Source organism: Streptomyces scabiei 87.22 (genome assembly GCF_000091305.1).
In the GTDB taxonomy this organism is placed as follows: Bacteria; Actinomycetota; Actinomycetes; order Streptomycetales; family Streptomycetaceae; genus Streptomyces; species Streptomyces scabiei.
Genome location: NC_013929.1, coordinates 606,168 through 626,164 on the forward strand (window position 1 = coordinate 606,168; position 19,997 = coordinate 626,164).

Here is a 19,997-nt window from a genome sequence, read left to right on the forward strand (position 1 = left end):
CACGGCCGGAGTGTTGACGCACCGGCCGGACCCACCCCATCATCGGGCCACGCGATGTCATCGTTGACATGAGTCCGCGATGACATCCGGCCTGCGTCGACGACGACGGCCCCGGGAGGGCGTCGCTCCGCCCGTGACCTGCCCGCGAACCGACCCCGACCCCGGAGGCACCACACCGTGAACAAGACCCTGCTCGCCGAGTTCACCGCCCGCGAGGGCGCACAGGACGAGGTCGCCCGCCTGATCGTGGAGTACGCCGAGAAGGTGCGCGAGGAGGACGGCAACATCACCTTCGACGTCTACACCAAGGCGTCCCGCCCCCGCGCCTTCTGGATCTTCGAGGTGTACCGGGACGAGGACGCGTTCCAGGCCCACATCGCGGCCCCGTACGGCGGCCCGTTCAACGCGGCGCTCGCCCCGCTGATCGAGGAGGACGCCTCGGTGCTGACCTTCCTCGACCCGGTGGCCTGACGCGCGGCCCCTCCGGCGCCGTCGCCCTTCTCACTCGCCGTCCCGTCCGGAGCCGCCCCGGCCTCTCGGCCCGGCGGGATGCCCCGGGCCGGGCGGCACCCGGCCGACGCGCAGCTCGACCGGCTCCTCCTCCCACTCCGCTCGGGTACGAGGCGGCGGCAGCTCCACGCCCGCGATCCAGGCCGGGGCCGAGAACTCCCGGCGGAGCCGGTCGAGCAGCCGGCGAGCCGTGTCCCGCGTCCGGGGAGAGCCCTCGGGATCGTCGATGCTCAGGCCCAGCACGGCCGCCCCGTCGTGCGTCGGCGCGATGACGGCCCCGTAGAAGGCACGCGCCCGGACGTACAGCGCGAAGCCGTCGCCGGAGCCGTCGCCGGAGCCGTCCCCCGGCCGCAGCTCGGCGAGCGCCTCGGCGTCACCCACGTGCGGCTCCCCCACGACATGGGTGCGCACGAAGGCGCGCAGTCGCTCGTCACCGGGGTCGGCCGTGTCGACGTGGCGGTCGATGAAGGTGCGGAGGACGTCGGGTGTGCAGCACGGCACCCACACATAGACGTCCAGGCACGGAGGCACGACCTGATCCCGCCGTCAGTCGCAGCAGTCGCAGCAGCACTTGCACGGATTGCAGCAGCCGCCCCCACCGCCGCCGCAGCCGTCGCCCGAGCCGCCTCCGGAACCGCCCGACCCGCCGGAGCCATGGCCACCCGAGCCGTGACCGCCGCCGCCCGAACCGCCTTGGTAGCCACCCGAGTTGCCGCCGCCCGAGCCGCCGGACCAGCCGTCGCCCCCGGACCCGTCGCGGCCCGGGCCGCCGTCGCGGTTGTCGTTGCCGAACGAGAAGTCCCCGTCGTCCGGGCCCTCGTCGTCGCAGGTGCAGCAGCGGGAGCACAGCCCGCAGGATCCGCACAGCCGGTCCCATCGGCCGCACCGCCGGCACTCGCCCTCCCTCGGCCGGCCCGACATCATCCGGGCGCCCTCGGGGGTGGCGTCCGTGAGCGCGCCGACGCCGCAGGCCGCGTCCGTGCCGGTCCGTTCGGCGGGTTCCGTCGCCGTACGGAGTCCCAGCCAGGGCAGCATCCGTACGCTCCGCCCCCGGGCGCGGTGCTGGTGGTGACGGTGCCGAGGGTCGAAGGCACGGTCGACGGCACGTTCCAACTCGCCGCCCAGCAGCGCCCGCACCAGCCGACCGTCCACGAACTCGGCGTCGGACAGGGCGAGCCGGATGCCTCGCACCGCGTCGTCGCACAGCCGGCGCACCTCGGCGTGGTCGGCGCCGGTCACGGCGATCGGATTCCAGGCGCCGGACGCCCGGTCCGCGTCCAGGTCCTCCACCGCGTCCAGCAGATGCGCCAGCCTGCCGAAGAGACGGCCCGCCTCGGCCAGCGGTTCGGCGTTGCCGGGCCGGCCGGCGAGCACCGCGGTGTGGGCGAAGGCGGCCGCGGTCGCCGTCTCCGTGGGTTCGGTGACCGTCAGCAGCGAGCCACCGGGGCGGGTCGTCCGCTCGATCCCGGGCTGGCGGTCGACCGCGGCGAGCAGCACGGCGGTGTCGAAGCCGAGCCGTTCGCCGCCCGCGGCACCCGCGCGGTCCCAGCCGTGGGCGATCCTGCGGGCCGCCAGCGTGACCGGACGGCGCCCCAACAGGCCGTCGCCGTCGGCCACATGGTCGCGTATCTTGGCCGCGGCCAGCACCAGCGACACCGTCGCCGCCAGCCGGGCGCCCTCGCCCTGGGCCACGTCCGCCGAGCGCATGCCCCGCAGCGGGCACGGGCCGGCGCCCCGCCGCCGGTCGCCGCTGCGCTCCGACTGTGCCTCGGTGAGCACCGAGACGATGAGGCCGTCGTAGTTGGTCGCCACCCGCGCGAACTGGCCGTACTCCCCGCGCAGTGCCAGGCACAGCCCGCACAGGTGCGCCATCCACTCGGTACGCATGCCGTCGCCCAGGCGATGCCGGCACGGTCTGATGATTCCGAACACCGAAGTTCTCCCCCGCAGATCCCGCAGATACGGCCCACCGGACGGGCCGGCCGCACGGCTCACCGGCGCGGCCGCCCGACCGTCCATGAGGCACGGCCACGCGACCCTCCGAAAGACACGGCCACGCGTGACATCGACGCGCGGCCGACATCCTAAATGGTCGATTCCGCGCGGTGTCGACGGAGGCGGGAACGAGGGACCGGGGCGGAGCCCGGTGGCGATAATCGGGTGATCGCGTGGGACAGGTGTGCCTAGGGTGCCCGCCATGGACCCAGCCGACTTCTACACCGGCATCGTCGCCGAACTGTACGCGCCCCTCAAGGCCTTCTCCCAGGACCCGGAGCCGTACGCGGACTTCGTCCGGCGCGCCGGGGTTCCCGCGCTGGAGCTGGGGTGCGGGGACGGCGACCCGCTGCTGGAGCTGTGCCGACGCGGGCTGGAGGTCGACGGCGTCGACTCCTCCGCGGACATGCTCGAACGGCTCCGGCTGCGGGCGGAGGAACAGGACGTCCGCACCACCGTGTTCCACCAGCGCATGGAGGCTCTGAGCCTGCCCCGTCGCTACCGGGCGGTCTTCCTCGCCGGGCCGACCTTCACCCTGCTCCCGGACGACACCGTGGCGCTGGCCGCCCTGAAGGGCATCCGCGCCCATCTGACGGACGACGGCAGTGTCCTGGTGCCCCTGTTCGTCCCCGAACCGACGCCCGCCGACCAGATCGGCCGGGTGCGCACGGCCACCGCGGCCGACGGCGCCGAACTCCGGGTCTCCGTCGTCGCCGAGGAACGCAACGAGTCGGCCCGGACGCGGACGACGGTGCTGCGCTACGAACGCCACCAGCGCTCGGACAGCACGGTGGTGGACCGGCCGTGGGTCCTGCACTGGTACACCCGCGACGGGTTCGAGAAGCTGGCCACGGCCGCCGGGCTGACCGTGGCCTCGGTCACCGATCCGCAGGGCGGGCCCGCCCCGGCCGACGGCACCGATCTGCACGTCCTGCTCCGCGCCGCCCCCTGACAGGCGGCACGGACCGCGGGGCCGTCACGGTCTGGCCGAGGTGGAGAGCGCCACGAGCGTGGTGACCGCGTCGCGCAGCCCGGCGGGCCGCAGCAGTTCCTCGGGGGTACGGCGGCCCCAGCCGGGGCCGCACAGCAGGACGGGGGTCTGCCGGCGTGCGCCGCGGACCCCCCACCGGGTGGCGGCGGTGTGCTGTGCCAGCGGCAGGCCGGCGGTGCGCCGGGACTGGGCCCACAGGGCGACCGCGGCCGGGCCGGTGCGCCGGACGGCCCCGTCCAGCGCGTCGGCCGGGACCGCGCCGCCGAGCATCAGCGCCGGTACGCGTGACTCCGCCAGCGCGGCGCTGAGCGCCTCCAGGGGCAGGGTGTGGTGCTCGTCGGGAAGGCAGGCCAGCAGGACGGGCGGGGTGTCCCCCTGCGGCTGCGGGGTGGCGGCGTACAGATGGCGCAGCGTGGTGGAGATGTGCCAGGACAGCAGGTGCTCGACCTCCACGTACCGGTCGCCGGAGGACTCCCACTTCCGGCCGACCGCCCGCAGGGTGGGAGCGATCACCTCCTCCCACGCGACGACGAGGCCGTAGGTGCGCACCACCGTCAGCAGCTGCTCCTGGACGGCCGCCGCGTCCAGCCGGACGGCGGCACGGGCCAGGCCCCGGCATTCCTGGCGCACGTCGCCCAGCGGCAGGGCGGTGGCCGCGTGGGAGGCGGCGCCGAACGCCCCCGGCCGCGCAGGCTCCTCGGGCTCGGCCGCGGACCCGCCGGAGGCCCGGCGCGCTGTCGCCGTCGCGACGGCGGGGAGCTCGGCGGCGGGTGGCTCGGCGGCGCGCCCCCGGGGTCGTCGCATGGCGGCGCGGGCGGCCTCCGCCGGAGGGATGCCGGTGGCCGTCAGCCGGCACATCTCCTGCAGCATCGCCACGTCCTCGGGCGACCAGCGGCGCTGGCGGCCCTCGGCCCGTACGGCGGGGCCCAGTCCGTAGCGGCGGTCCCAGGACCGCAGCGTGGTCGGTGACACGCCCAGCTGCCGCGCGAGGAAGCCCGTCGTCACCCCGTGCGGGAGCGGCTCCACGGCCGGGTCGGGCCCCGTACCGGCTCCGGCGGGCGGGTGCGGGGCGACCGACGGGGAGAGGTGGTCCGGCGGAGGGCCGGCGGGTCCCGGCGATCGGTGTTCCGGCACGGGCTCGCGCCTCCTTCCGCCTGCGGCGCGACCCGGGTGGTCCACGCGGTTCCTCTTCCGGTGGACGTGCCCGGACGGATGCACGCGAGGACCACTCCCGGGCCCGGCGCTCAGCCGGGGAAGCGTCCCGTGGAGCGCAGATGCCAGCGCCGCTCCGCGTAGGCGAGGTCGTCACGCCAGAGCCGGCCGGCGGCGGCCCGCATCAGAGGTCGCAGCAGCGGGGCCGCCCGGCGCGCCACGGCGAACCCGGGCCGGTCCGACGCCGCCACCACGGCCTCCACCACCGCCGTGCGCGGCCGGCCCCGGTCGTCCGGGGCCAGCGGCGTCGCGTGGCTCTCCACCACCGACCCCTGTCCCTCGCCGTCGGTGATGTGCATGACGACCGTGCGCGGCTCGGGCGCGGTGAACACCGCACGCACCGGTACGACGAGCCGCCCGGCGAGCTTGAACGACACGTCGACGACGAAGGCGTCCTCGTCGCCCGCGCCCGTGGGGGCGTCGGCGACGGTCAGGTCGACGAAGGAGTACGGGTGGAACCAGGCGCCGTGCCACGGGTCCAGTCGGTTGGCGACCACGTCCTCCGGCTCGCAGGTGCCGATGCCCACGTAGACCGCCGACAGCGACGCGGCGGGAGCCGGCCGCACCGGCACCACCGGGGCGTCGAGCGGTGCCTCGCCGCCCACGTCGTCCAGCCGCACCCACACCAGCACGCCGTCGTCGTGGGCGGGCAGAGGCTCCCAGCCGGCGAAGGGGGAGCCGGGCAGCGCGAGTCCGTGCCAGTGGCAGACGAGCGTGCCGCAGCGCACGGGGCTGTCCTTCAGCGGCGCGCCCAGATGGGGGCAGACTCCGGGGCCGGCCACCAGCCGGCCGTCCGCGTCGCGCCATACGACCACTTCCCGGCCGGCGACCGTGCGGGCCAGGGGCCGGTCGGCGCGGAGGTCCCGGGTGGCGCCGACGACGTACCAGTTGCCCGAGGGTCGTGCCTGGGCGCGCTTGAGGGCGCGGGCGATCACGGCGGGGCGGGCCTCGCGCCATGTGGGCCGCTGCCGCTCCCAGGCCACGGGTCCGCGCCTGAGGGACAGGGGGTACCGTCCGCGGCGGACGGGACGTCGGGGGCTCACGCGACCTCCTCGTGCACCGGGTCCGGTGCGGCGCCCACGCCGGTCCGTGGAGGTGCGGCGGTGGGCACGACGGCCGTCGCGGGCGGTGTCCGCCGCGCCTGGGCACGTCCCCGCAGCCGGGCCGCCGTCAGGCGTACGAGTCCGTCGGCGGCGACGGCCGCCCGGCGCCGCCGGGGGACCACGGCACGCCGGTGCAGCACCGCGTACCCGTCGTCGGCGACGGCGTCCAGGATGCCGCCGTAGAGCACGAACGCGGTACGGATACAGGGCCGGGAGACGGGGTCGAGCATGGGCAGGCCGGGGGCGGCCTCGCGGTAGACACCGCGGGTGAGGTCGTCGAAGGCCCGCAGGGCGCGCGTGATGCGCGGGTCGCGGCGGCCGGTGCGGCGGCTCCAGGACAGCAGTTCGCGGTCCACGCCGTGCGCCGCCAGCAGGTCGGCGGGCAGGTAGACGCGACCGCGGTCGAGGTCCTCGCCCACGTCGCGCAGGAAGTTGGTCAGCTGGAAGGCGAGCCCCAGGGCGGCCGCGTGCGGGGCGGCCTCCTCGCGCGGGACCACCGTGCCCAGGATCGGCAGCATCTGCAGTCCGATGACAGCGGCGGAACCATGCGTGTAGGCGCGCAGGGCGTCGTAGGTCGGGTAGTCGGTGACCTCCAGGTCGCTGCGCATGGACGCCATGAAGTCGCGGAAGTGCCGGTGGTCGATGGCGTACCGGCGTGCGGTGTCCGCGAGGGCGAGGACGACCGGCTCGGGGCTGTCGCCGTCGCGCAGGCCCTGTTCCAGACGCTCGTGCAGGAGGCCGAGGTCGGCCGCGCGGCGGTGGGGCGGCAGGTCCGTGTCCAGGGAGTCGACGATGTCGTCGGCCCAGCGGGCGAAGCCGTAGAGCGCGTGCACGGCGGGGCGGCGTTCCACGGGCAGCAGCCGGGTGGCGAGGAAGTAGGTCCTGCCGTGCCGGGCGTTGAGGCGGCGGCAGCGCGTGTAGGCATCGCGCAGGGCCGGCTCGGTGATGCCCGCCGCGTCGAGTTCGCGGGCGGTCATGAGGTGGGTCCTTCCGGTGCGGTGGGCGCGGTGCGCACGCGCCCGGGTACGGGGGCCGCGTGCCCTCCGGTGATCCGGGCGGCGGCGAGCTTGCCGGACAGCAGGACGGTCGGCACGCCGACGCCCGGTGTGGTGCCGCAGCCGGCGAGTACGGCGTTCGTGGTGCCGCGTACGAGGTTGCGGGGGCGGAACGGGCCGGTCTGCGCGAAGGTGTGGGCGGCCGAGAAGGGGGTGCCCGCGGCGTGGCCCTGGGCGTGCCAGTCGGCCGGGGTGACCAGGGCCTGTTCCTCGACCGCGTCGGCGATGCCGTCGAATCCGCGCCGTTCCAGCTCGCGCAGGACGCTGTCGCGGTAGCGGGGGGCCAGGTCGCCCCAGGCGGCGGCGTCCGGTCCGATGTCGGTGTTGGGGCAGGGGGCGAGGATGTAGTGGAGGTGGTGGCCGGGCGGGGCGAGGGTCGGGTCGGTGGCGGTGGGGCGGGTGATCAGCAGCGACGGGTCGCTCATCAGGCTGCCGGTGCGGGTGAGTTCGTCGAAGGTGCGCCGCCACGCGGCCCCGAACGACAGGGTGTGGTGGGCGAGTTCGGGCCAGGTGCGGTCGGTGCCGGCGTGCAGGACGACCGCCGAGGGCGCGTGCCGGATCCGCAGCGGGCGGCGCGGGGTGCGTCCGAGGAGGCGGTAGACGGCGGGCAGGTCGGCGGTGAGGACCACGGCGTCGCACGGGATGCGCTCGTCCGCGGTGACCACGGCGGTGACGCGGTCTCCGGAGCGTTCCAGCCGGACGACCTCCTGCCCGAAGCGCAGGTCGGCGCCCGCGTCGGCGGCGGCGTCGGCCATGGCCTGCGGGAGCGCGTGCATGCCGCCGCGGGGGAAGTAGACGCCGGCCACCGTGTCCATGTAGGCGATCACGGCGTACGCGGCGAGCGCCCGCGCGGGCGGGACCCCCGCGTACAGGGCCTGGAAGGAGAAGACGCGGCGCAGGCGTTCGTCGCGCAGATGGCGGCCGATGCCCGCGTCCAGCCGTCCGAAGCCGCCCAGCGCGGCGAGCCGGGCGAGGTCGGGGGTGAGCAGTTGCAGGGGCGAGTCGAAGTTGGTGTCGATGAAGCGGCGCAGCTGGGCCCGGTACAGCTTCTCCAGCCAGCCGCGCAGCCTCCGGTAGCCGGCGGCCTCCTCGGCGCCCGCGAAGCGTTCGACCTCCGCCTCCATGGCGTCGGCGTCGGTGTGCACGTCGATGCCGCTGCCGTCGGCGAACAGGGCCCGGTAGGCCGGGTGCAGGGGGATCAGCTCGACCCGGTCGCGCAGGTTCTCGCCGACCGCGGCGAAGGCCTCGTCCGCCAGGTCCGGCATGGTGAGCACGGTGGGCCCGGTGTCGATGCGGTAGCCGCCGCGCACCAGGCGTCCGGCGCGCCCGCCGGGCAGGGGGTCGCGTTCGACGAGGGTGACCCGGCGGCCGGCGCCGAGCAGGTGCAGTGCGGCCGCCAGGCCGGAGAGTCCGGCACCGACGACCACGATGTGGTCCGTGCGCCCGGGAACGGTGCGGCTCAACGCGCCACCTCCTCGACGGCGCCCGGCAGCAGCGGGACGGGCAGGCCGTCCAGGGGTCCGCGCGCGCCGAAGGGCGGTGTCGGCGGCGGACCGCCGGCCGTGGTGTGCAGCAGCTCCCGCAGGCGCCGTCGGCCCTCGGTCTCCAGGGGGGCGGAGTCCAGATGGCGCAGGCCCTGGGCGACCAGCCGGTCGATCTTCGCCTCGACGAGGTCGCGCGCGCCGGTGCGGACCAGGACGTCGACGACCTCGGCGAGCCGGTTCTCGGGCAGTTCGGCGTCGCCGAGCGACTCCCTCAGCACGGTCAGGGCCCGCCGGTCACCGGCCGCCTCGGCCCGGGCCTGGGCGACCGCGACCAGATAGGTGGGCTTGCCCGCGCGGATGTCGCCACCGGTGGGTTTGCCGCTGTGCCGCGGGCCGCCGAAGACGTCGCCGAGGTCGTCCCGGAGCTGGAAGGCGATGCCGACGCACCGTCCCGCCGAGCACAGGGCCCGGGTCCGCGCGGCGTCCGCGCCCGCCAGGGCCGCCCCGAGGGCCAGCGGGCGCTCCACGGAGTACAGGGCGCTCTTGAGGCAGGCGGCGCGGATGGCGCGGGCCAGCGACCTGGAGGAGGTGGCCTGCCCTTGGATGTCCAGGTACTGCCCGGCCACCATCTCGGTGCGCATGACGCTCCACAGTTCGCGGACGGCGCGGTCGGTGTCCGGCGTGGTGAGGGTGGCCGCGACGATGTCGTCGGCCCAGGCCAGGGCCAGATCGCCGGCGAGGATGGCGGCGGCCTCGCCGAAGCGCGCCCCGTCCGCCGGGGCCGTGCCTCCGGCGTACTGGGCGGCGATGTCGGCGTGCAGGGCGAGCCGGCCGCGGCGCAGCCGGGAGGCGTCCATGACGTCGTCGTGGACGAGTGCGCAGGTCTGGATCAGTTCGAGGGCGGCGCCGACGCGCAGCGCGGCCTCGGTCTCGGCGGCCCCTCCTCCGCACGCCCGCAGGGCCCACCACACGAAGCGCGGACGCATGAGCTTGCCGCCGTCCAGCGCGAACCGCGCGACGCGGTCCGCCAGGTCCGCCGCGAACACCGGGTCGAGGGCGGCGGCGCGTTCGGTGCGCTCCGCCAGCAGGTTCTCCAGGACGCGGCGCACGGCCGCCGGGACGTCGTCGTCGACGGTGTGCGGTCCGCCCGCGCCGGGCGGGGGGTGCGGGTGGTCCTCCCGCCGGGGGCCGGGTGAGGGGCGGTGCACCCCGGAGCACGGGTCGTCGCCCGCGTGCTCCCGCCGCGGCGCCGCGCGGGTCGCGGGCGGTGACGCTGCCACAGGGTGGTCCTTCGCGTCGCTGGGGCCCATCACGGTTCCTTCCGTCGCCGACACAGCGGTACCTGCCTCAACGCCTTCCGCGGCAGGGGTGCCCGCGGATGCGCCGGAGGAGTGAAAAGGTGCGGCCGGTGCGCGGACCGGGGGCCATCCGTGGGATGGGCCGCCCCGCTCCCGCACAAAGCGCTGCACAGGCGATGCAAGTTGTGGCCTCTCTCCTCGTCCTCGCAGGGTGGAGGAGTTGCAGGAGCCGAGCGACGCGCGCCCGACATGGACGGCACGGGTGCCCCGGAAGCCCGCCCGTCACCCCCGCGGGGCGCGACGGACCCAGCCCGCACCGCACAAGGAGCAGACACCATGAGTGCACAGCAGGCCGAGAAGACCCAGGACGGCGTCGCGCTCTGGGCACCGGCGGAGGACTCCCTGGAGCAGGAGGAACTGGCCGCCGGGTTCGTGGCCGGCGACGAGGGGTGCCTGACCGCGGCCTACCACCGGTGGGGCGGGCTCGTGTACACGCTCGCCCGGCGTTCCCTCGGCGACGCCCGGGAGGCGGAGGACGTGCGGCAGTCGGTGTTCCTCGCGGCCTGGCGCGGGCGCGCCGGATACGCGCCCGAGCGCGGTGCGCTGGGCGCCTGGCTCGTCGGTATCACCCGGCGCAAGATCGCCGACGCCCTGACCGCGCGGACGCGGCAGGCCGACCTCGTGGCGGCGGCCGGAACCCGTATGGCCGAGGCTCCCGTGAACCGCGACACGCTGCCGGAGGCCGTGCTCGACCGGGTCCTGATCGGCCGCGAGTTCGCGAGGATCCCGGCCCCGCAGCGCCGGGTGCTCACCCTCGCCTTCTACGACGACCTGACCCAGGCCCAGATCGCCGAGGTCACCGGCTGGCCGCTGGGCACCGTCAAGAGCCACGCCCGGCGCGGGCTGCAGCGCCTGAGCCGCAGCCTCAGCGAGGAGGGCGTCGACGATCACCACGGGTGAAACGCTGCACGATCGGTGCGGAGTGAACAACGGGGGCGCGGCGAGGCTTTCCCTCGGTTCCGGTCCGGCCGGCACACCGGTGCGTGCCGCTCCCCCGGGGCAGACGCAGACCATGCGCCAGACACTCCCGGTACTCCACACCCACCCCACCCGGCCGACAATCCGGCCGAGCCTGCATCCGCCACGGCCCCCGGGGCGGAAAGCTGGCGAGAGGCCGACGGCCGCGGGCGTTCCGCCGGTGCGGCCGGACAGGGAGGGAGCCACAGGTGCTGGAGGCTGACGTGGCCATCGTGGGCGCGGGAGCGGCCGGGCTGTCCCTCGCCCACCGGCTGTCCCGCCCCGCCCCGGGCGGCCCCCGCCTGTCGGTCCTGCTGCTGGACGCCCCGCCGGGACCGTCGCGTCCCCCGGTCCGTACATGGTGCTTCTGGGAGGCGGGACCGGGCCCCTACGACGCCGCCCTCAGCGCCGCCTGGCGGCGGCTGCGGGTGCGCACACCCGAGGGGCGGCTCCTGGACACGGACATCGCGCCCCTGACGTACAAGATGATCCGCTCCGACGACTTCGAGGCTCTCGTCACGGGCGAACTGGCCCGCAGCGACGAGGTCCGCCGTGTCGAAGCGGCCGTCGAGACGGTGGACGGCGTCGCCAGGGGCGCCGAGATCCTGGCCCGCACCGGCGGGGGCGCTCCCGTGGCGGTACGCGCCCGCTGGGTCTTCGACTCCCGGCCCCTGGGCAGTCTGCCCGCCGCCCGCACCACCCTGCTGCAGCACTTCCACGGCTGGTACGTCCGCGCCGAGCGGCCGGTGTTCGACCGCGGCACGGTGGAGTTCATGGACTTCCGGGTCCCGCAGCCGCCCGGCGGGCTCGCCTTCGGCTATGTCCTGCCCACCGACAGCCGCCGGGCACTCGTGGAGTACACCGAGTTCTCCCGTGCCGTCCTGTCCCCCGGCGCCTACGACACCGCGCTGCGCCGCTACACCGAGGAGGTGCTGCGGCTCGGTGACTTCGCGGTCGTCTCCACGGAGACCGGGGTGATCCCCATGACCGACGCCCGCTTCCCCCGCCGGTCGGGGCCCTCGGTGTTCCGCATCGGCGCGGCCGGCGGCGCCACCCGGCCGTCCACGGGCTACACGTTCTCCGCGATCCAACGCCAGACACGGGCGGTCGCCGCCGCGCTGCGCGCCGGCCGGCACCCCCTGCCTCCGCCCGCCCATTCGGCGCGCTCCCGCGCGATGGACGCCGTACTGCTGAGGGCCCTGGACAGCGGCCGGGTCGACGGCGCCGCCTTCTTCGCACGGCTGTTCGCGCGCGTGCCGGCGGAGCGTCTGCTGCGCTTCCTGGACGGTGAGACCCGCCTCCACGAGGATCTCGCCCTCGGCATCCGCACGCCCGTGCTGCCGATGCTGCGCTCCGCCGCGGAGCTGTCCTGGCTGCCCCGCAGAGCCGCCCCGCCCGTCGGCCCCGCCGACACGTTCCCGGGCCGCGGTCCCGGCCGCCCGTGACCGGCACGGACGGCGCACCCCGTCCCGTACCGGCACGGACGGCGCACCCCGTCCCGTACCCCACCGCCCGACCCCGCCCATCCGACCTCCGTGCACCGGCCGAGGAGACACCCCATGACCCTGCTCCGCGACGAGGATCTGGCCGCCGCGTTCGACCATGCCTCGCGCAGCTACGACACGCTGGTGGCCGCCAACCCCGGCTACCACGCCCATCTGCGCCGCTCGGCGCGCCGCCTCGGGCTGCCGCGGCCCGGCGCCGGTCTGCGCGTCCTGGACCTCGGCTGCGGCACCGGCGCCTCCACCGCCGCGCTCAGCGCCGTGCTGCCCGGTGCCGAGATCACCGCCGTGGACGCCTCGGCGGGCATGCTGGAGCGGGCGGCCCGCAAACCCTGGCGCGAGGGGGTGCGCTTCGTGCACGCGCCCGCCGAACGTCTGGTGGACGCCGGCGTGGAGGGGCCGTTCGACGCGGTCTTCGCGGCCTATCTCTTCCGCAACGTCGCCGACCCCGACGCCGTCCTGTCCACGGTGCGCGAGGTCCTGGCACCCCGGGGGCGCCTGGCGGTGCACGAGTACACCCTCAGCGGCCGGGCCGTCCACCGGGCGGTGTGGACGGGGGTGTGCCGCGGCATGGTCCTGCCCGTCGCCGCCCTGCTCGGCGACGGGCACCTGTACCGCCATCTGTGGCGCAGCGTGGTGGACTTCGACACCGCCGACGCCTTCGCCGCGCGGGTCGGCGCCCAGGGCTTCGACACCGTACGGGTGCTGCCCCTGCCCGGCTGGCAGACCGGCATCACGCACACGATCGTCGCCCGCCGGCCGGCCGGCGCCGGGGACGGCCGATGAGGGCCGCCGGGCGCACCGGCCCGACGAGGCACGGCAGGGACCGGCGGGCCCGCAGACTGGACGCCGCACCGGGCGCCCCGCGCTTCACGGGCGACCGTTCCCCGGCGGTCGCCGTCGTCGGGGGCGGTATCGCCGGACTGGCGGCCGCGACGGCCCTCGCCGAGCGCGGCACGCGGGTCACGCTGTACGAACGGGAGGCCACCCTGGGCGGGCGCCTGGCCGGGTGGCCCACCGTCCTGTCGGACGGCACGACCGTCACCATGAGCCGCGGCTTCCACGCCTTCTTCCGCCAGTACTACAACCTGCGTGGTCTGCTGCGGCGCACGGACCCCGGTCTCGACCGGCTGCGAGGGCTGCCCGACTATCCGTTGCGGCACGCCGACGGGCTCCACGACAGTTTCCGGCACGTCCCGCGCACGCCGCCGTGGAGCGCGCTCGGCTTCGTCGCCCTCAGCCCCTCCTTCGGCCTGCGGGACCTGCTCCGTATGGATCCGGTCGCCGCCCTCCCCCTGCTGGACGTCCGGGTCCCGGGGATCCACGACCGTCTCGACGACGTCAGCGCCCGCGACTTCCTCGACGCGATCCGTTTCCCCGAGGCCGCGCAGCACCTGGCCTTCGAGGTGTTCTCCCGCAGCTTCTTCGCCGACCCCCGCGAGCTGTCCGCGGCCGAGATGGTCCTCATGTTCCACATCTACTTCCTCGGCTCGGCGGAGGGGCTGCTGTTCGACGTACCCGACGAGCCCTTCCCCGCCGCCCTGTGGGATCCCCTGGCCGGCTATCTGCGCGGCCACGGAGCCGACCTGCGCACCGGGACGCCGGTCGAGACGGTCGAACCCACGGCCGACGGCGGCTTCGTCGTCACCGCCGGCGGGGAGGAGCGGGGCCACGACGCCGTCGTCCTGGCCCTGGACACGGGCGGCCTCCGCTCGCTCGCCGGACGCTCCCCGCGCCTGGCCGACGCGGCGTGGCGCGAGCGGGTGGCCGGCCTGCGGAGCGCGCCGCCGTTCCTGGTGTCGCGGCTGTGGCTGGACCGGCCCGTGGCCGGCGACCGCCCCGGTTTCCTGGGCACCGGCGGCTACGGCACGCTCGACAACGTCAGCGTCCTCGACCGCTGGGAGGGCGAGTCGGCGCGCTGGGCCGCCCGCACCGGCGGCTCCGTCGTGGAGCTGCACGCCTACGCCCTGTCCGACCAGGTGTCCCGCGATGTCGAACAGAAGCGTCTGCTGGAGCAGTTGCACCGCGTCTACCCCGAGACGCGCGAGGCGACCGTGCTGGACGAACGGCACGAGTGGCGGGCCGACTGCCCGCTGTTCCCGGTCGGCGGGTATCACGACCGGCCCAACGTCCGGACCGGCGATCCCGGGCTGGTGGTGGCCGGGGACCTGGTCCGCACCGGCCTGCCGGTCGCCCTGATGGAGCGGGCGGCCACGAGCGGCTTCCTCGCCGCCAACGCGCTGCTCGAACGGTGGGGGGTGAGGGGCCAGACCCTGTGGACCGTGCCCGACGGGGGCCGTGGACCACTGCTGCGCCGCCTCGCGCGGCTCGACCGCGGCACGCCTCAGGCGCCCGGCCCCGGCAGGCTCGAAGGGCAGGTCGGGGTACCGCCGCGGCATGGGTGACCGTCCGGCGGGCACCCGCAGGAAGCGGCTCCGGTCAGGGCCCCGGGGTCCTGACCGCGATGCCGGTCAGGTGCCGCACGCGAAAGGGGCTGGCCGACCATGACACGCCCGCACGACAAGGCCGACGGGCCCGACGGGGCGCACCGGCGTCCGGAGGGCCTCAGCGACGCCACGGTCGAGGCGCTCGGTTCCCTGTCCAAGGCCCTGGAGACCACCGAGCGTGCCCGGGGGCACCTCTTCTCCTTCCACCAGCTGACCGGGACGGCGGACCTGGAACTGGACCGGGCCACGTCACTGCTCCGCGAGGCGGGCCACCACGAGTGGGCCCGTCGCATCGAGACGGAGGTCCTGGGGCGCAACGTCATCCCGGGCCACTGGACGTTCCAGATCGTCGAGGCGTACGACCGGACGTACTACCAGGCGTTCAAGGACCTGGAGCGTGAAGCGGTGGACCGGCTGGCCGCGGGACGCGACCACCTGTACGAGGCGGAGATGAAGGAGTCCCGCCGCACGCACGACCACCCGGATCACACGTACACCCCCGACAGCCCGGACGCCCGCCGCCCCACCGCGCCCTTCGACCGTCGCGGGTGAGGCCCCTCCGGCCCGCCCGGCCCCGGGCCGAGACGAAGACCCGTCGGGTCGGGGCGGGGGCACGGACGCGGCTGGGCCGGGGGATCCCCACCCCGTGCCGCGCGCGGACGGGTCGATGAGGGCGACATCACGCCCCCTACCGGGGTAGCACCGTCACAGTGTCACAAATCCGTTCGAGGACGGTTTCCTCTCCATGTCAGCGGGTCATCACGCCCCTCCCGTGCGGCACTATCACCGGACATTCCGATTCCCGGGGGGCTTCTCATGACCTACGCAGTTCGCTCACGCCGCGCCACCGCCGCACTCGCCGTTCTCTCGCTCGGCATCCTCGCGCTGACCGCCTGCAAGGGCGACGCCGAGCAGGACGCGTCCGCCCCGGGCACGACGGCGAGCCCGTCCCCCACCAAGGGCGGCAAGGGCGGCGGCAAGGACACAGACAAGCCCTCGACGGCCGGCCAGGGCGACGGCGACGGTGGCGGCGAGGACTCGTCCGGCGGTGCGGAAGGCACCCCGGCGGCCTCGGAGCCCGGGACCGACGACGGCCAGGACGGCGGCGTGGGCATGTGCGAGACGACCGACCTGAACTACAAGGTCACCGTGGCGTCCAAGCTCGTCAACCACGCCCTGCTGGCCGCGACCAACAAGAGCGGCGACCCGTGTCTGCTGCCGGCGAACGACCTGGTGATCACGATCCCGGGCCTCGACGGCGCCGCCGAGCACATGGGCCCCGAGGGCAAGGACTGGATCATGAAGCCCGGCGAGACCGCCTACGCCGGGATCCTGTTCTCCCGCGCCGACACCGCGGGCGGCAAGAGCGCCGCCACGGTGGAGGTGGCCCTCACCGCCTCCGAGAGCCCGGCGACCGTGACCATCGTGGACGGCCCCGTGACGGTCAACGACGGCCAGGTCACCAGCTTCTACGGCACGGCCGAGGACGCGCTCACCTACTGAGCGGCAGGGAACGGGATCCGTCCGGGCAATTGACCGACTGATTGCGCAATTGTACGGTCAAATGACGGACCCGACCTCCAGGGACCCACATGATGACCGCACCCCTGTACGTCCGGATCAGACGGGAGATCGAAGCCAGGATCCGCGCCGGGGAACTGCCCCCCGGCGCGCGGCTCCCGACCGAGAAGGACCTCACCGCCCAGTACGGCGTCAGCCGCGCCACGGCCCAGCGTGTCCTCAACGACCTGGCCGACGCGGGACTGGCGATCCGCCGCCGACGCCACGGCACGTTCGTCGCCGAGGTGACCCGGCAGATCAACCTGCTGAACTTCGTCACCCCCGCGACGGCCGCCCGGGGCACTCCCGGCCGGCACGACGTCGTCTCCGCACGCGTCGTCAGAGCCGCCGACGCCGTCCTGCGCCTGCCCGGCGCCGCCGCCGACACCGCCGTGGTGGAACTGGTCCGGCGCAAGCTCGACGTCCGCGAGGAGCCACAGTCCGTCGAGCGCCACGTGGTGCTGTTCGCGGCCGCCCCCGACCTGCTGAGCGAGGACCTCGAAACCCTCGTCACCCTCCCGTACCTGCGGCGTGAGGGCGTGCCCGTCGACTCCGTACGGCTCTGTCTCGACCCGGTCGTCCTCGACGAGCACGACGCGACGCTGCTGCGCAGCGAGATCGGTACGCCGGCGCTGATGCGGCGCAGGGAGTTGCGCACCGCCGACGGCGGGACCGTCGAGGTGGTCACGACCGTCGTCCGTCCGGGAACCGCCGAGTTCTTCCTGGAGCTTCCGGTCCCGCCCGAGTGAGCGGCGGAGCGGCATGCCCCGCCGCCGCCCGAACCGAGAGGAGCACGCAGACCATGAAGGTCATCGTCATCGGTGCCGGCGTCCTCGGAGCGAGCGCCGCGAGACACCTCGCCGTCGCCGGCGCGGACGTTCTCCTGCTGGACCGGCTCGGAGCCGGCACCGGCACGTCCGCGACCACCTTCGCCTGGACCAACTCCAGCCGGAAGCCGCATCCCGCGTACCACCGGCTGAACCTCGCGGGCATGGAGGAGCACGCCCGGCTCGCCGCGGAACTGCCCGGCGCCCCTTCCTACTTCCCCAGCGGCGCCCTGCAATGGGCGGACGCCGCGAACGAGCGGCGGCTCTCCGACCACGTGACGCGCCTGCGGTCCCTCGGCTACCCCGCGCACTGGGTCACCGCCGACGAGGCCGGCCGGATCGCGGGCGGCCTGCGTGTCCCGGCGACGATCACGTCCCTCGCCCACTTCCCCTCCGAGGGCTACGTACTGCCGGACCGCTTCGTCGAGGGCCTGGTGGCCGACGCCGAGCGGCACGGGGCCGCGTACGCGGCCGGCGAGGTGGAGGCCGTCGACGACGGTCCGGACGGAGTCGCCGTCACCCTGACCGGGGGCCGGGTCCACAGGGGCGACCGCGTCGTCCTGGCCGCGGGCCGCTGGACCCGGGAACTCGCCGCACGCGCCGGGATCGACGTTCCCATGGTGACGGACACCGGGCGCGGAGCACAGACCGTCGGCCTGCTCGGATACGTCAGGCAGCCCCGCCTGGACCTGCGGTGCGTGATCCACAGCCCCGGACTCAACCTCCGCCCGGCGGGCGGAGGGCACACCGTCCTGCAGGCACTCGATCTGAACGCCGCCGTCGATCCGCGGGACCCGCCGTCCGCCGACGGGGACCTCGCGAGCACCCTCGTCCGGCGGTTCCGCTCGGTGCTGCCGGACCCCGCCGGGACACCGCGGATCGAGCTGCGCGTCGGTCTCCGGTCGCTGCCCGCGGACGGCCACACCGTCGCCGGTTACGCCGACGCGCGGGCCCGTGTCTACTGCCTCGTCTCGCACAGCGGGGTCACCCTGGCACCGGTTCTGGGACGCCTGGCGGCGGCCGAGATCACGACCGACCGGGAACAGGAACTCCTCGCGGCCTTCCGCCCCACCCGGTTCACCGGCGCGGCCCGCCCGGACACCGCCGTGGACCAGCGCGCCGTCGGACTGGGTGACCAGTAGCCGACGGCGTCGTGATGTCCGCGTGCGTGCGGAGCCTGGCCGCGCACCCAATAAAGTGATATCACTATGCTAGATGCGAGGCGGACAGCCCCTCGGGCCCCCGCCTCGCCAGGCACCTCTGACCACTCACCGCGGGGAGACACCACCATGAGCCCACACGACCGCACACCGAACACGCCGGACACGACGGACCTCCCCGACATGCCCGAGCCGCGCGTACGGGAGTTCCCCGCCCACTCCATCGGCGGCGGGCTCGCCCTGCTGCTCGGACTGGTGGGCCTGGCCGCCGGCGTCGGTCTCGTGGTGCTCGGGGCCGTGTCCACCTCGTCCGGCGTGAAGGCGGCGCTGATAGTCGGCGGCATCCTGGTGGGTCTCGCGGCGTTCCTCGCCATGTGCGGCCTCAACATGGTGGCCCCGGGCGAGGCCCGTGTCGTCCAGCTGTTCGGGCGCTACCGGGGGACGATCCGCACCGACGGCCTGCGCTGGGTCAACCCGTTCACGTCCCGGGTCAAGATCTCGACGCGGGTACGCAACCACGAGACGGCCGTCCTGAAGGTGAACGACGCCTACGGCAACCCGATCGAACTCGCCGCGGTCGTGGTGTGGAAGGTCGAGGACACCGCGCAGGCGTCCTTCGAGGTGGACGACTTCCTGGAGTTCGTCTCCACCCAGACCGAGGCGGCCGTACGGCACATCGCCATCGAGTACCCCTACGACGCGCACGACGAGGAAGGTCTCTCCCTGCGCGGCAACGCGGAGGAGATCACCGAGAAGCTCGCCGTCGAGCTCCACGCGCGTGTGGAGGCGGCGGGCGTGCACATCATCGAGTCCCGCTTCACGCACCTCGCGTACGCGCCCGAGATCGCCTCGGCGATGCTGCAGCGGCAGCAGGCCGGTGCCGTCGTGGCGGCCCGGCGGCAGATCGTCGACGGGGCGGTCGGCATGGTCGAGGCCGCGCTCGCCCGCATCGCCGAACAGGGCATCGTGGAGCTGGACTCGGAGCGGAAGGCCGCGATGGTGTCGAACCTGATGGTGGTGCTGTGCGGGGACAGGGCCGCACAGCCCGTGCTGAACACCGGGTCGCTGTACCAGTGACGCCCCCTCCGCCCGACGGTGGGCCGGGTGCCGACCCGGCCCCGAAGCGGTCGGCCACACAGCGCAAGCAGGTGCTGTTGCGGCTCGACCCGCTGGTCCATGACGCGCTGGCCCGGTGGGCCGGAGACGAGTTGCGGTCCACCAACGCGCAGATCGAGTTCCTGCTGCGCAGGGCGTTGTCCGACGCGGGACGGCTGCCGGGGGCGGCGGGACCGCTCCCCCGCCGGGGCCGGCCACCGAAGCCGTCCGATACCGGCGGGGAGCGGGAGCGGCCAGGAGACGACGCGTGAGCCGCTCCGCGTCCGACTCCGGCCCGGCCGACGGAGCCGACGCTAGTCCCGTCGGACCGACGTGTTCTGGCAGGCGTGCAGCAGCCAGGTTCCGTCGGCCTGCCGGGTCATGACGTACAGCGGCGCGCCCTCCGTGTCGCCCTCCGCCGGGTGGTGGACCTGCCGCACCTTGACGGCCGCCACGTCCGGGCGCAGGAACTGCGTGTGCGCCACCTCGTACGTGACCTCGCCGTCCCACACGGCACCGGGCAGCACGGCACGGGTGAACTCGGCGATGGCGGGTAACCCGATCAGGACCTTTCCGTGGGCGGTCGTCCACAGGGCGTCGGGGTGGAAGAGCGCGAGGAAGCCCTCGGCGTCCCTGGCGCGCTGAGTGCGTTCGACGGTGGCCACGACCTCTTCGATGGCCTTGATGTCCGCGGCGTTCGCGGCGTTCACGGCGTTCGCGGTTTCGGTGTTCATGAGGATC

The 19,997-nt window shown here is 75.0% G+C and carries 20 protein-coding genes; 12 read left to right on the forward strand and 8 right to left on the reverse strand.

Annotated features, from left to right (window positions below; translation table 11 throughout):
- Positions 1-177: 177 nt before the first annotated feature.
- Positions 178-471, forward strand: coding sequence for a putative quinol monooxygenase (locus SCAB_RS02485; protein ID WP_012998472.1), 294 nt, complete (start codon positions 178-180; stop codon positions 469-471).
- A 30-nt stretch (positions 472-501) separates the two neighbouring features.
- Here the strand turns inward: SCAB_RS02485 and SCAB_RS02490 are convergent, their stop codons facing one another.
- Together SCAB_RS02490 and SCAB_RS02495 are read right to left on the reverse strand one after the other, a co-directional pair.
- Complete coding sequence (locus SCAB_RS02490) at positions 502-1,041, reverse strand: hypothetical protein (RefSeq protein ID WP_148274173.1); 540 nt, start codon at positions 1,039-1,041, stop codon at positions 502-504.
- 15 nt (positions 1,042-1,056) lie between these two features.
- Positions 1,057-2,442, reverse strand: coding sequence for a DUF5685 family protein (locus SCAB_RS02495; RefSeq protein WP_012998474.1), 1,386 nt, complete (start codon positions 2,440-2,442; stop codon positions 1,057-1,059).
- A gap of 265 nt (positions 2,443-2,707) precedes the next feature.
- Here SCAB_RS02495 and SCAB_RS02500 point away from each other — a divergent pair, with 265 nt between their 5' ends.
- Positions 2,708-3,457: a class I SAM-dependent methyltransferase gene (locus SCAB_RS02500; RefSeq protein WP_012998475.1), complete on the forward strand. Its 750-nt coding sequence runs from the start codon at positions 2,708-2,710 to the stop codon at positions 3,455-3,457.
- Between the two features lie 24 nt (positions 3,458-3,481).
- Here SCAB_RS02500 and SCAB_RS02505 read toward each other — a convergent pair whose 3' ends face one another.
- From SCAB_RS02505 to SCAB_RS02525, 5 genes are all read right to left on the reverse strand, one after another.
- The gene (locus SCAB_RS02505; protein ID WP_012998476.1) at positions 3,482-4,522 is read right to left on the reverse strand and encodes a MerR family transcriptional regulator; all 1,041 of its coding nucleotides are present in this window, start codon (positions 4,520-4,522) and stop codon (positions 3,482-3,484) included.
- Between the two features lie 218 nt (positions 4,523-4,740).
- Positions 4,741-5,751, reverse strand: coding sequence for a DUF5914 domain-containing protein (locus SCAB_RS02510; protein WP_037724912.1), 1,011 nt, complete (start codon positions 5,749-5,751; stop codon positions 4,741-4,743).
- Complete coding sequence (locus SCAB_RS02515) at positions 5,748-6,788, reverse strand: phytoene/squalene synthase family protein (protein WP_037724913.1); 1,041 nt, start codon at positions 6,786-6,788, stop codon at positions 5,748-5,750. Before SCAB_RS02515 ends, SCAB_RS02510 begins: the two co-directional genes overlap by 4 nt.
- Positions 6,785-8,329 (reverse strand): phytoene desaturase family protein, encoded by a 1,545-nt coding sequence (gene crtI, locus SCAB_RS02520; protein WP_012998479.1) that lies wholly within the window; start codon positions 8,327-8,329, stop codon positions 6,785-6,787. The genes SCAB_RS02515 and crtI overlap by 4 nt, the downstream gene beginning before the upstream one ends.
- Entirely contained in the window at positions 8,326-9,660 is a 1,335-nt protein-coding gene (locus SCAB_RS02525; RefSeq protein ID WP_173402835.1) for a polyprenyl synthetase family protein, read from the reverse strand. The genes crtI and SCAB_RS02525 overlap by 4 nt, the downstream gene beginning before the upstream one ends.
- 324 nt (positions 9,661-9,984) lie before the next feature.
- On the opposite strand from SCAB_RS02525, the gene SCAB_RS02530 reads away from it, so the two are divergent.
- The 10 genes from SCAB_RS02530 (at position 9,985) to SCAB_RS02575 (ending at position 19,528) form a co-directional block, all read left to right on the forward strand.
- The gene (locus SCAB_RS02530; protein ID WP_012998481.1) at positions 9,985-10,608 is read left to right on the forward strand and encodes a sigma-70 family RNA polymerase sigma factor; all 624 of its coding nucleotides are present in this window, start codon (positions 9,985-9,987) and stop codon (positions 10,606-10,608) included.
- Between the two features lie 266 nt (positions 10,609-10,874).
- Complete coding sequence (locus SCAB_RS02535; protein ID WP_012998482.1) at positions 10,875-12,110, forward strand: lycopene cyclase family protein; 1,236 nt, start codon at positions 10,875-10,877, stop codon at positions 12,108-12,110.
- 114 nt (positions 12,111-12,224) lie between these two features.
- Positions 12,225-12,953, forward strand: coding sequence for a methyltransferase domain-containing protein (locus SCAB_RS02540; RefSeq protein WP_012998483.1), 729 nt, complete (start codon positions 12,225-12,227; stop codon positions 12,951-12,953).
- The gene (locus SCAB_RS02545) at positions 12,950-14,572 is read left to right on the forward strand and encodes an FAD-dependent oxidoreductase (RefSeq protein ID WP_012998484.1); all 1,623 of its coding nucleotides are present in this window, start codon (positions 12,950-12,952) and stop codon (positions 14,570-14,572) included. Before SCAB_RS02540 ends, SCAB_RS02545 begins: the two co-directional genes overlap by 4 nt.
- 99 nt (positions 14,573-14,671) lie before the next feature.
- Positions 14,672-15,166: a hypothetical protein gene (locus tag SCAB_RS02550; protein WP_012998485.1), complete on the forward strand. Its 495-nt coding sequence runs from the start codon at positions 14,672-14,674 to the stop codon at positions 15,164-15,166.
- Positions 15,167-15,430: 264 nt separating this feature from the next.
- Positions 15,431-16,117, forward strand: coding sequence for a DUF4232 domain-containing protein (locus tag SCAB_RS02555; protein ID WP_012998486.1), 687 nt, complete (start codon positions 15,431-15,433; stop codon positions 16,115-16,117).
- Between the two features lie 89 nt (positions 16,118-16,206).
- On the forward strand, positions 16,207-16,923 hold the full coding sequence (locus SCAB_RS02560; RefSeq protein ID WP_012998487.1) for a GntR family transcriptional regulator: 717 nt from the start codon (positions 16,207-16,209) through the stop codon (positions 16,921-16,923).
- Between the two features lie 53 nt (positions 16,924-16,976).
- Positions 16,977-18,143, forward strand: a complete 1,167-nt coding sequence (locus SCAB_RS02565; protein WP_012998488.1) for an NAD(P)/FAD-dependent oxidoreductase — start codon at positions 16,977-16,979, stop codon at positions 18,141-18,143.
- Positions 18,144-18,290: 147 nt separating this feature from the next.
- Positions 18,291-19,238 carry an SPFH domain-containing protein gene (locus tag SCAB_RS02570; protein WP_012998489.1) on the forward strand — a complete coding sequence of 316 codons (948 nt, stop codon included), beginning with the start codon at positions 18,291-18,293 and terminating at the stop codon, positions 19,236-19,238.
- Entirely contained in the window at positions 19,235-19,528 is a 294-nt protein-coding gene (locus SCAB_RS02575) for a hypothetical protein (RefSeq protein ID WP_012998490.1), read from the forward strand. Before SCAB_RS02570 ends, SCAB_RS02575 begins: the two co-directional genes overlap by 4 nt.
- 42 nt (positions 19,529-19,570) lie before the next feature.
- Here SCAB_RS02575 and SCAB_RS02580 read toward each other — a convergent pair whose 3' ends face one another.
- Positions 19,571-19,990, reverse strand: coding sequence for an SgcJ/EcaC family oxidoreductase (locus SCAB_RS02580; RefSeq protein ID WP_037724953.1), 420 nt, complete (start codon positions 19,988-19,990; stop codon positions 19,571-19,573).
- Between the last annotated feature and the right edge of the window lie 7 nt (positions 19,991-19,997).